General features: G+C 48.7%; 6 protein-coding genes and 1 pseudogene. All 7 read left to right on the top strand.

Annotation, left to right across the window (positions count from 1 at the left end; translation table 11 throughout):
• Positions 1-154 (top strand): annotated as a pseudogene (locus tag M5B42_RS21835) (IS256 family transposase); the annotation flags it as partial.
• A 464-nt stretch (positions 155-618) separates the two neighbouring features.
• Entirely contained in the window at positions 619-1524 is a 906-nt protein-coding gene (locus M5B42_RS21830; protein WP_248746968.1) for a DUF4007 family protein, read from the top strand.
• Positions 1517-4975: a hypothetical protein gene (locus M5B42_RS21825; RefSeq protein WP_149087099.1), complete on the top strand. Its 3459-nt coding sequence runs from the start codon at positions 1517-1519 to the stop codon at positions 4973-4975. The genes M5B42_RS21830 and M5B42_RS21825 overlap by 8 nt, the downstream gene beginning before the upstream one ends.
• Positions 4953-5780, top strand: coding sequence for a phosphoadenosine phosphosulfate reductase family protein (locus M5B42_RS21820; RefSeq protein WP_110459570.1), 828 nt, complete (start codon positions 4953-4955; stop codon positions 5778-5780). Before M5B42_RS21825 ends, M5B42_RS21820 begins: the two co-directional genes overlap by 23 nt.
• 41 nt (positions 5781-5821) lie before the next feature.
• Positions 5822-8197 (top strand): sensor histidine kinase, encoded by a 2376-nt coding sequence (locus tag M5B42_RS21815; RefSeq protein WP_248746967.1) that lies wholly within the window; start codon positions 5822-5824, stop codon positions 8195-8197.
• Positions 8194-10116 (top strand): hypothetical protein, encoded by a 1923-nt coding sequence (locus tag M5B42_RS21810; protein ID WP_248746966.1) that lies wholly within the window; start codon positions 8194-8196, stop codon positions 10114-10116. Before M5B42_RS21815 ends, M5B42_RS21810 begins: the two co-directional genes overlap by 4 nt.
• 279 nt (positions 10117-10395) lie before the next feature.
• Positions 10396-11757 carry a hypothetical protein gene (locus M5B42_RS21805; protein ID WP_248746965.1) on the top strand — a complete coding sequence of 454 codons (1362 nt, stop codon included), beginning with the start codon at positions 10396-10398 and terminating at the stop codon, positions 11755-11757.
• Positions 11758-12177: the final 420 nt, after the last annotated feature.

Genomic DNA, 12177 nt, shown 5'->3' with positions numbered 1-12177 from the left:
CTTCCCAAACGACCCGGCGATTACCCGGCTGGTCGGGGCGATGTTGCTGGAGCAGAACGACGAGTGGTGCCTGCAACGGCGCTATGTGCAGTTGGAGGCTTTCGAGGCGGTCAGCGATAATCCGCAGGCCAAGCTGTCGGCCGTGATCAACTAAACGGCAAACTCAGTGGCCAGAGCCATGATGAGTTACACCACTTCCTGGGACAGGATCGATTAGACGGGCGTCGACCGCGTGACCTGCTGCCATGTCAGCGATCGGTGACCGTGGTCCCAATCCTGACGACGGGATTAGTCTAACTGACGAAAGACGGGAAAATGAGCATCTTTAGGTGGCGCTCCCCTGTGCTAGGTCCCCCAATAAAGTATCCTACGAGTATTGATAAAGCCTGCCACGAGGCTTGGGGTAAGTAGGATGAAGGTTTTGTTTGACACCCGCAGGATCCAGAAGCTAGGGCGCGTTTCGCTTAGCGAGCAATTGCTAAGGAATGCCGGCCTACACGAAGGCGACCAAGTAGATATTTACTTTGATGCCGCCACGAAACGCATCATTATCGAGCCAGCAGCTCAGAGCAACGACCAAGCAGCTTCGGAGAAATTGGCCCCAGGGAGGAAAGGTTGATGTCGAGCATTCAACGACGAGATGAGCGCTTCTCGGGACATGAGTCCTTCGTTTGCCGTTACGGATGGCTGCCAAAGCTACACCAAGCAATTATTAGCAATCCCCTTGCGCTGAAGGATGAAGCTCAGGCGACGATTACGTTGGGCATTGGCCGCAACATGGTCAAGTCGATTCAATTTTGGGGTGAGGCTTTCGGGATAGTCGATGGCCGCGATTCTTCTGGCCTGCAATCCGGTCCGATCGGAAGCTTGCTGCTTTCGAAAGATGGTTGGGATCCTTTCCTCGAACAGCCTGAGTCGCTTTGGCTGCTTCACTGGTGGATTTCATCTCACGCGGAGATTGCAGTTTGGAATTTGGTCTTCGGGAGCGCAACGTATTCCCGTTTTGATCGAAAGACGCTCATCGCCGGTCTCGAGCATCGGGCATCCGCTAGTAACAAAAAGCTGGCGGTCTCCACCCTTGAGCAGCATTCAAGCATTTTCCTGCATTCGTACAAGCGGGAAGAGTCTGCAGGTGATGACACCTCGTGGTGTCCACTGCAAGATTTGGGACTTTTTGAAGAGGTCACTGCCGACGACGGCAAAACTGTTTACCTGGTAGGTAGAAATGCGCCCTTAGGTCTATCTCCGAGAGTTTTCCTTTTTTCCTTGATTGATTACTTCGGACGTCAAAATACCAACTCTCTCAGTCTCTCCAAGATTGTGCATGGTGAATTCAGCCCCGGTAGCGTCTTCAGGTTGGATAACTTTCAAGTGAGTGGCTTGATAGAAGGTGTAGAAAAAGAGTTTGGTGGCGTTGTGCGATTTATTGATACCGCTGATACCCAGCAAATTATTCTGGATACAACTCTAGCGCCCGCTTGGGCTGATTGCTTGCTGGGTGTGGGAGAAGAATCGAATGTCTGATCGACTGATAGATCACCTTGAGCTGGATTCCAAATTCCTGCGCTCCATTTCGCTGACTAGGGATTTGCGTTCACAAGATTCGCTCGATAGTTATCTGATCACTCCTGCTGTCTTGGCAGTGCTTCGCCAGATTGGCGGCGCGTTGAAGTCGGGTAGCGCACAACGCGCCTGGAAACTCATTGGGCCCTATGGCAGTGGTAAGTCGGCGTTAGGGTTGCTGCTCGCCCGTTTGTTAGAAGGGCAAAAAAGCTCTCATGCAATTTACAAACAGCTCGTTGAGGCCTCCACAGAAGTCGTTGAGCTTTTCCCCCAAGAGCAAAACCGCTTTGCGCTGGCAATAAGCGGTTCGCGCGTATCGTTGGGTGAAGCGTTAGCACAGTCTATTCTTGAAGCACTTGAGCACCTGCCAAAAAGCAAGCTGGCAACTGAGCTGAAGCGCCAGTTGGATACGAAAGCTCAGACCTATCGTGATGTGACCCTTAACGCAGCGACGAATAGATTGCTGAATGACTTTGTTCTAATCACCAAAGGTGCTGGATGTTCCGGTGTCCTATTGCTGATTGACGAGCTTGGCAAATTCATCGAGTACGCAGCTCTAAATCCGGAAGCCGGTGATTTGATGTCTTTGCAGCAAATCGCTGAGGTCGCATCTCATCCTACGGACGATGGTCTACTAGTCATATCAATGCTGCACCAGCATTTTGATGCTTATGCCAAAGGAGTAGGCCGGACGCTTTCCGATGAGTGGCATAAGGTCTCAGCACGCTTCGATGAAGTGCCTTTCGATGAGCCGGTCGAGCGGTATGCGCATTTCGCTCTTCATGCCCTAGGCGCGGATACAATCATTACTGAGTCGGCTGCTCTGAAAAAAGATGCCCGGTGCATCTACAAGCAAGCTATTGATTTCAACTTTTTCCGTGGAACTGGTGAGAGTGAGCTGTTCTCTCAGGCAGAGCGCCTGTACCCATTGCACCCAGCAGCGCTGGCTTGCTTAGCGGTCATATCTAAGCGGTTTGGTCAGAGCGAGCGTTCATTTCACGCATTCATGCGTGGATATGAGTCCGGAGCACTGAGAGACTTCGCGGAGCACAATGTCGTCGATCATTCATCCTGGTATGGAATGAGCGAGCTTTTTGATTACCTCACGACAGGGATAGGGCTTCGCTTCCGGGATCTTGAGGCTGAACGACGTTGGGATTTCGCTCGCTCTGTCGTAGAGCGTAATGACGCGAAGATGACGGCGTTACAGCTTGAATTACTCAAGTCGATTGCCGTCATCGAGCTGGTTGCTCAAGTCCTCCATGTTGTATTGACCGTTGAGCTCCTTAGATTTGTTTTGGGGGAGGACCTTAAAGCTGTCTCTGAAGCTTTGAGTGAGCTAACTGCCAAAAAAATCCTAGTACATCGTCCTGCGAGTGATGATTATGGTTTTGCCGTCAGTCACGCGATCAACGTCGAGGCTTTGTACGAGGAAACGATGCAGCGCTCGGCTGATGAGCTGATGTTCAATGGCGTTTCACAAGCCCTATCTGAAAGAAGCGTTATTGCAAGTCGTCACTACCAGCAGACAGGAACAATCCGCTCGGTAAGAGTGACGGCAGGCACGTCGGCTAGAATTGCGCAGTCCATCGGTATTCATGGTCGCCATGATGGCAGTGTGGGGCTGATATTTGCAGACGCTGAATCGTCTGCTTTAGTCGGTGCTGCTGAAGAGGTAGCTCGCTCTACAGACGACGTTTTATCGCTCACCGCAATTGTCAAAGTCGGTCCGGATGAGCGAAACGCTCTCATTGAGTACTCCCGTTGGTTGATGGTTCATGACCAGGTGAAGCTTCGTCATTTGGATCCCTGGACTGAGCGCTATGTCGAGTTGAGGTTCAGCACGGCACGTGAGCGTGTTAGCCGACTGGTCTTGGCATTGCTGAACCGGCAAGCCAAAGGGTCGTCCGGTATGGAGTATTGGCATAAAGGAAAAGTGATTGCCGAAAGTGGCGCCATGAACCTTAGCCAAGCGGCCTCTTGGTTGTTCGATAAGGTTTACAAAGCGGCTCCGGTGATCATTAACGAGTTGATCAACAAAGATAAGCCGTCGTCTGCTATCAATGCGGCTCGTCAGCGTCTATTTGATCTGCTGGATAAAGCCGTTGACTCAGAGCTGCTCGGTATCGTCGACTTCCCACCTGAACGATTGCTCTATAGCTCTCTGCTTCAATCCACTGGACTGCATCGTAAAGGGGCTGGCGGCCGTTGGTTGTTAAAGGCACCGGACGGCGATTCTCCTGCCGGCATACGTAAAGTTTGGGCGGAGCTTGATAAGCAACTGATGATCGATGGGCAGGTCACCTTTGCTGAGGTCATTTCCAGTCTGGCACTACCGCCTCTAGGAGTCCGAAGTGGCCCGGCCAGCGTGTGGTTCATGGTCTACCTTCTTGTTAACAAGGAATCGTGCGCGATTTTCGAACGAGGAAGTCTGATCCTGGAGTTGACGTCCGATCATCAGCAACGGATGTTCAGGAGCCCTCACACGTTTAGCTTCCGCCGCTTCGACATTGCAGCAGAGCGTAAAGACCTGATCAAAGATTATGCAAAGGCATTTGGAGCGGTAGGTGTGCAGCTGGGGTTGAACGCATCTTACCTAGATGCTGCGCGGGAGCTAATCCGCTGGTACGGGCGTCTCCCGCAATATTCGCAAGAGACACTGCGACTTACAAACCAAACCAAGGCCCTTCGCGACGTTATCAAAAGAGCAACCGACCCGGTTTCGTTGCTCGCCGTTGATATGCCACGCGTGGTGATGGCTGGGAAAGGGAAGGACGGTAGTAGCTTCCCCGATCTGCTGGCTAAAAGCCTTACAGAGCTTGGTATGGCATACCGACGGTTGCAGGATGAGGTTAGCTTTTCCATGGCGCAGGCTTTTGAGATCACAGGCCCTCTGAAGGCCCTTCGATCTCAGCTCCAGGAGGAGTGCGCTGATACTGCACAGTCTCTTGCCGAGGTAGATCTTAAAGCCTTCATCATGCGCTGTTCTGACATAACTCTGACTGACGACAAGTGGATGGATTCCATTGCGAGTGTTGTCGTTCATAGACCCTTAGATATCTGGAAAGACAGTGATGCTCCGGTATTTGCGGAGTCAGTACTTGAGCTATGCGGCCGCTACAAGCGCTGGCTTAGGGTTGCTATGCGTAAAGGCGAATTTGAGCGTCAAGCTCAACGCTTCGTCGGCGTAACTTTAACTCTCCCTAGTGGCGAAGAAGCGGCGATGCTGTTGACCTCTGATCACGAGACTAAGATCATGGCCAATGGCCTGCTAAAGACTCTCACTAAGCAAGTGGGCGGCAATTTGAACTTGGCCGCTTCAGCCCTTGCTCAAGCGTTGCTGCAATTGCAGCAGGGCTCCACCGAACACGATGAGAATGAGCTGAGCGATGAGCAACGAACCGCAGGTTAGACACATCCTTAGCCTCTCAGGGGGCAAGGACAGCGCAGCGTTAGCGATTTACATGCGAGATCGTGTGCCAGAAATGGAATACATCTTCAGCGATACTGGTAAAGAGCTACCAGAGACTTATGACTATTTGCAGCGTCTGGAAAATTACCTCGGGAAGCCGTTGCATCGATTGAATGCTGATCTAGGTTTCGATCACTGGTATGACATGTATGGGGGGATGATTCCCTCCAATCATCGTCGTTGGTGCACGAAAATGCTCAAGCTTAAGCCTTTTGAGGATTTTTGCGGTGACCAACCAATAATCAATTATGTTGGACTCCGTGCTGATGAAAATCGTACGGGGTACATCAGCCATAAGACAAATATCGAAGCGGTTTATCCGTTCCAGGAGGACGGATTAATCCTGCGGGATATTGAAGAGATTCTTCGGGTTTCTGGGGTCGGGATGCCCCCCTACACAAAATGGGGAAGAACCCGCTCTGGATGCTACTTCTGCTTCTATCAGCAAAAAATTGAGTGGGTGAAGTTAAAAGAAACACACCCCGATTTGTACGAAAAAGCTAAAGAGTATGAAGTGCCATTTGAAAAAACAGGCAACTTCTTTACTTGGAGTCAGGGGGAGAGCCTGGCGGAGCTTGAGCAGCCCGAGCGAATGGCTCAGATTAAACATGACCATGCATTAAGGGTCGAGCGTATGGCTCAACGAAAGGATAACTCCACGTTGATAGCCGTATTCTCAGAGCTTGATTCTACTGAAACTCCGGAAGATGACGATGATATGGGGTGTGCAATTTGTAGTATCTAACGAGTGAATACTACTTCAATTGTTTTCAAGGAGAATTACCCTTGGCGTTCAAAATTGCGGCTAGAACCTTGCTGGAGCTGGGGAAAGAACTCATCAGCTCTGATGAGGTGGCCATCTATGAACTGATAAAAAACTCAGTTGATGCTGAATCGGAAGTGATCTGCATTCGTGCCAGCATCGTCATTGCTTATTCAACCTATCAAAAAGCCTTGGATGACTTGGAGGATGGGCTAAAAACGGCCAAGGTGCTATCCAATATAAGCGAAAAAGTTCTGCCTGACGCACCTGAAGAAGCCGCCGAAGATTTTTTGCACAAACTAAAAGAAGCGGTAGGGAACAAGTCAAGGTTCGAGCGTGCATTAAGAGAGAGCTATACTCTTTATAACTGGATGGAGTTTGAGGATTCTGGCCATGGCATGAGCTTTGAAGAGCTCGATGACGTCTATCTTACTGTTGGAACTCGCTCTAGAAGAAAGGAAAATATTAGCGGCTCGGCCTACCTAGGAGACAAGGGCGTGGGTCGACTGTCGGTTATGCGATTAGGGGAAAAGTTACATGTAAGAACGTCAACTGCCGGGGAGTCCAGATTTAACATTTTAGATATTGATTGGACTATGTTTGATCATGATTCGAATGACGAGATCAGCGCCGTTGATGTTGAGCCTCTGAGGGGTAAGTTAAAGTCCAGCAAGCAAGATAAAGGAACAGTTATCAAAGTGTCTGGTCTCCTTGGGGATTGGACCTTGGCTCGATTTGAGGAGACATTGAATGGCCCGGTGGCACGCATGCTGGATCCATTTAAGGCTGGATACGCAAATAGCCTGATCCATGCTTACCATAATGATAAGCGATGTTTAATTCCTTCAATACCGACCAAACTTTTGAAAGCTGCTCATGCCTCTTGCACAGTACGCCTAAAATTCGAAAACGATTTGCCGGTACTGACTGGAGTGATGAACTATCATCTTAGGAATGCCCAGAGAAAGGTATCTCTAGCGGGTGTCGAAGTATATTCAGTTACCCAGAAAATAGTTGCAAAGCGAGGGAAAAAGGGCCATGCGGCTGTCGTTAGCACTCCCATTCGAGCTCAAGCTATTCGTGACCTAGGGCAGTTTGAAGTCGATGTGTATTGGTACAATCGATCGATTGTAGAGGCGGTCGCCGGACTCACTGAAAAAGCCATTGATACTAAAGAGCAAATTGGCAAGTGGTCAGGCGGCTTGATGTTATATAGGCATGGATTCCGAGTTCTGCCCTATGGAGCGCCTGATGATGACTGGCTGGAGCTCGATAAGCGAGCGTTTAGTTCGAGCGGTTTCAAGTTAAACCGACAGCAAATCATCGGCGCCGTAAAAGTAAGATCTACCCATATTGCACTAGGCGAGCAAACCAACCGAGAAGGTTTAATGCAAAGCCAAGCATCTGGGGCGCTGAAAGCCTTACTCATGTGGTTGCTCCATGTTGAGTTTCGTGGGTTCATCAATGATATTGATGGCTACGAGTCTATAAAAAAGCGCGAAGCTATGGAGGCTACACAAGAATTCAGAAAAATCGAACAAAGCATATATACGAACCTTGACTTTTTAAGAGAGGGTTCGGTGACGGCTAGCAGTTTGGTTCAGCTGAAGCACTTAGAAAGCAATGTGAAAAAACTTGCGAATCAATGTTCCCAAATAGTTGGTAAAACAGAAAAAATTATTAGGGAGTCAGAGCAGGAGTATAGCAAGCTCTTACACTTGGCAGGTATAGGTCTTATTACAGAGTTTATATTCCACGAGTTAGATCGGACATTAGAACAAGCTATTGGCACGCTAAAAGATACGCGCTCAGAATTTTCTGATAACGCAATGCTTATGTCTCTTGAGGAGCAATTAAAAACGCTTCACAAGCGTGTGTCAGCATTCGATGAAATGACGGGCGAACGCAGGCAGGTTAAATCAAGATTTGATATTGTTGAACTGATTGAATCAATATTGGAAAGCCATTCGGGTCAATTTGAACGAGAGGATGTGAGTATTGAGTTTAATGCACCATCTTCTCCTATTGTTATTAATGCGGTTAAGGGGATGGTGATTCAGGTTTTAGAAAACATTATTTCTAACTCGATGTACTGGTTGGCGTATCAAAAAGAATATGAGCCTGGTTTTTCTCCGAAAATAATAATAGATGTTTCCAGCGCCGGAAAAGTTGTGGAATTTAGTGATAACGGTCCGGGTATAGATCCGGATAGAAAGGAAGTTATTTTCCAACCATTGATTTCATCGAAGCCGGCAGGGCAAGGTAGAGGGTTAGGCCTTTACATCTCCAGAGAGATTGCTACTTACCATGGCTGGGACTTGACGATGAGTTCAGTAGTGGGGATGCACCGTAAAGGCAGATTAAATACCTTCGTTTTGAACATGGATAAAGCAAAATGATAACTCAAAAAAGACTGGTAGGAGCCATCAAAAGCAGCGGTGTATCCAGGATCGCAATAATCGACGATGCGTTCGATGTACCGATGATTGCTGAAGGTGCATGGGGGCAGTTTCTTGACTTCTTTACAAGCAAGTCTGGGATGGAAGCCTGCGTCGAGGCTAAAATTTCTGACGAAAGCCGGGATGAGGCGATAAAGTCCATCAATGAAACAGAATTTGATAACGATGATTTATTGGGTTGTGTAGCCCTATTATATAAAAACTACATGTTAAATCTCGCTACAGAATTTGACCCTGGCGGACTCTTTAAAACTAATAAAGGGGCGAATTTGACAAACGTTTTGCCTGTCATAAAGCTACTTAAAGCCTGCATGCCTGATTTGGAGATATTGACGGTCGGCTCGGTGGAAGACGGATCGCTTTTGGACTCTCGCGTTGACGTGGTTTTTGTAGATTTGTTCTTGGATCCTACACTTACAGCAACTGACAATCCCGATAACGAAAAAGGAAATGCAGCCGTTCAAGCCTCACTGAACAGAATTGCTCCATTTCTAGCCAGCGCACCATCTGTAATTCTGATGTCCTCACACCTGCATAGCCTCAAAGCAACAGACTACCGAGCGAGTTTGAAGCAAGGTGTTTTTGCTAGCAGATTTACCTTTATTGCCAAAACAAAGGTTCAGATGGCAGACTCTGGTGACATTACTCTAGAGGAAGACGTCGCGGAGGCTCTGCTCGACATATTTCAGAGTTACAAGTTTTCGCGCGGATTGGATGCTTTTCTGGGATGCTGGACTGCAAGCGCGAAGTCGGCGGTCGAAACAATCGATGAACATATCTCGAACCTCGATTTGCGTGAAATCGCGTATTTGGTACAGTTTAGACTTGCGGGAGAGGGGCAAAACTTGCCTGAGTATCTAGAATGGTTCTTGGGTGAGACGCTTTTGGATAAGCTGTGCGTACATATTGACGGTAACCCCGTATCTTCTAATTTTAAAAACATGCTTTCGCCCGAGATAGCAGGGCATGTTGAAAGTGCTTTTGACGGTCCTACTGATAATATTGCAAAAATGTACCACCGGGTTCGCGTGGATTCCAGTCGACCCGAACCAAGGCGCAATTTTCGGATGGGTGACTTATATATTGTAAAAGACAATGCCATCCCTAAGTCCGTTTTGGCCATCATGAATCCGGATTGTGATTTGATCTTGCGGCCAAATGGAAAGCGCGCTATTGATGAGGTTTTAATGGTAGTAGGCGAGTTGCAGAAATTTGATGCTCCTCAAACTTCTGCGGGTGACTATCTGCTAGTTGATGATGTGCCTTTCAATATAAACTGGAGGTACAAAAAAGTTAGATCCTTCCCTTTTTCAGGATTTCTTGCCAGTCCAGGTTTGTCAGTCGGCAATCACATGTATGCGGGGGCGCTTAAACCGCTTTACGCTCAAGAAATACAACGAAATCTTCTTCATACGTTAGGGCGCGTAGGCGTCTATGTTCCTCCAGCAATTGCAATAAGTGCTGCTGCAAAAGTCGAAATAAAATCTAAAACTAATGTTAAGGTTGTAGTGCCCATTGGAGGAGTCGAAAAAACCGCTTGCTACTTTTTCCCGTCTCGTGGAGGTACCGACAAAGGCGTGGTCGTCTTTAAGAGAAGCTTCATAAGCGGCTTCATGGCAGCAATTCAAGCTCTCCAATCTGAGCATGTTCATGAATCAGGAGTCGACAAACTCAATGCCATGAAAGAAATTCCTGGTTACGAGCACATGTTGGTATTTGTGAAGGGGATAAAAATTGGCGATGAGTTTAGCAGCGGAATCCTGGTTACCGATAAAAAGTCAATTAAGCTTTCCGAGGCGCCTTGGTGCTGGATTTCAATTTCTATTGAGGCTCCACAGGATTTAATCGGTGATGTCTAATCTCTGTAACAATATTTAACGTAGTTAGGCAACTTGTTTTTCCGCTCGCGCAGTTAAATTACAGTGCGTTATTCATATAATCAGGGGCTGCTTTGCAGCCCTTTTTAAGGGCGCGATGATCCCCTATATTCAAAGCTCTGAGCTGATCTCGAATGCGTTGTCTAGCTGCGTATCATCAACAACGACTTCCAGCTAGCAGATGCGCAAACTCGGCTTTTAGTTCGGCAGAATGCCCACTACTATCTCGTATCAGCCCAAATCAGTCAGGAACTCCACGTCATGCTGCCGACCGAACTTGCAAGCTATTTCGACACACTCCAAGAGGAGCGCCTTCGGGTAAGCCTGCGCCGGTTGGAAGGCAACTTCAGCTACACAGGCGATAAATTCGGTAGCGATGGTGGTACATTTCACCTAATGACAGATTGTTTCCTAGACGACGATCCAACGCTATTCGAACACGCAATACCCTGGTTGCTGGAGGCACTACAAGAAGTCACTTTCATGCGGAGCATCCTGCGCTTTGAACGCAACAGGCTCGAAATCGAATTGGAGCAACTATGCAGTGATCTGATCCTCGACTCCCGGGCAATCGAGAGTAAGAAGCGGGACCTGGAAAATCTGTGCGTTGAAGCACTGCACAAGCAGGCCCTGCACATCTTCGACGATTACAACTCCACCTTGCCTGCCGCGAAAGACTTCAGTGCTCGTCAATGTAAGGAAAACTTCGCTCTCACCAGATTGCTACACATTGTGTATGAAATATACCGTACGGATAATAGCGAGCAACGCAGATACACGCGTGCACCGCAGAAAACTACTAGGCTTTACCAGTACTACAAGGCCGCAGAGGTAGACCTATTTGAGACCGACACGCAATACAGCAAATACAATTTACGTTCGGTAACCGAAGATACCCAACTGCTCATAGGAATCCCCAACAGGATCCTAGACTCGCAACATCCGGTGCAGCTACTCATCGAACACACTCCTAGTTATGTGCTCACGCTGTTCGAACGCCTGCGTAGTGAGAGTCTAATAAAAGACCTAGCTCTACTGACCTGCGACGACATTTTAATTGAAACGAACAAACACATCTTCGTCGAACTAGGCTTCCAGGTCGCTCCACTACCGTTGACGGTGGAAAATCTGCAACGGCAAGCTCCCGGGGAAGTGGCAAGTACAGTACTCCGCACTAGAGCTGCAACAGCAGATAGCAAAGCAGTCCTTCCCTCGGTTTGGACCTTTTACAAGCACGGAAGTGATGACAAATCTTGGTGTTCTATCACTGACAGCAGCATGACCTTTGAGGAAATCGCTTACATCCCAGAATTGCTTGCGGACTGCGCAGTGACCCGAATGATCCATTTGGAATATTACGTGGAAGGCGGGCGTTATTTTGTTTCTCACATCGACCACGAATTCATTTTTTACACTTTGGAAGAGTTCGACCTGCGCGCCAAGGACCCCTATCAGAAAGGTAACGCACGTAAGCGCCTGAAGACCTTCAAGATCGACCACTCCACCATTCCCTTCATGCTGGATGACGGCACACTCTTCGTCCACACGCTCATTGATGCCTGCTTCGACAAACCATACCTGCTCATGGACTTCCTGCTCGACCTCCTGCATCAGCGCGACTGATCCACGCCCAGTGTCGGCGCAAACCCTGGAGCGGCCCTCGTGAGGTTTTTTTCGGTAGCTACTTGTTAGCCACGGTTGTCTGAAAGCTCGGGCTGGTCACCCGATCCCATTCGCAGAAACAGCGGCGGTGTTTTTACTGACGAACAAAGAGACCACCCCTCAAGTTGATTCAGAGCCTGCGCCTGTTGAGGCCGATGCCGAATTGACCCACGTGCCGATGCAAGGCTGCCCACCTTCAAATCGGCACAAACCCCGCGCCGGCAATGTTTTTCGAGGAGTCAGACTGGGTCAGTGACATCTCGGCCACTGGGTCAATGCGGCGTCAGCGCCAACACACTAGCGTCTCTATGATCAAAAGCACCATTACCAATCAGATTCCAGCTCGGTGCTTAGGTGGATACCCATAACCTTGGCCTTGCG

It is taken from the genome of Pseudomonas sp. MWU12-2037 (assembly GCF_023242345.1).
Taxonomy (GTDB): domain Bacteria; phylum Pseudomonadota; class Gammaproteobacteria; order Pseudomonadales; family Pseudomonadaceae; genus Aquipseudomonas; species Aquipseudomonas gingeri_D.
The sequence above is the reverse complement of the archived record's forward strand: the minus strand, read 5'-3'. Positions and strand labels throughout refer to the sequence as shown.

Excerpts from the sequence above, each read along its gene's own strand:
- M5B42_RS21825 (WP_149087099.1), top strand. The coding sequence starts at position 1,517 with ATGTCTGATCGACTGATAGATCACCTTGAGCTGGATTCCAAATTCCTG.
- M5B42_RS21810 (WP_248746966.1), top strand. The coding sequence starts at position 8,194 with ATGATAACTCAAAAAAGACTGGTAGGAGCCATCAAAAGCAGCGGTGTA.
- M5B42_RS21830 (WP_248746968.1), top strand. The coding sequence starts at position 619 with ATGTCGAGCATTCAACGACGAGATGAGCGCTTCTCGGGACATGAGTCC.
- M5B42_RS21805 (WP_248746965.1), top strand. The coding sequence starts at position 10,396 with ATGCTGCCGACCGAACTTGCAAGCTATTTCGACACACTCCAAGAGGAG.
- M5B42_RS21820 (WP_110459570.1), top strand. The coding sequence starts at position 4,953 with ATGAGCAACGAACCGCAGGTTAGACACATCCTTAGCCTCTCAGGGGGC.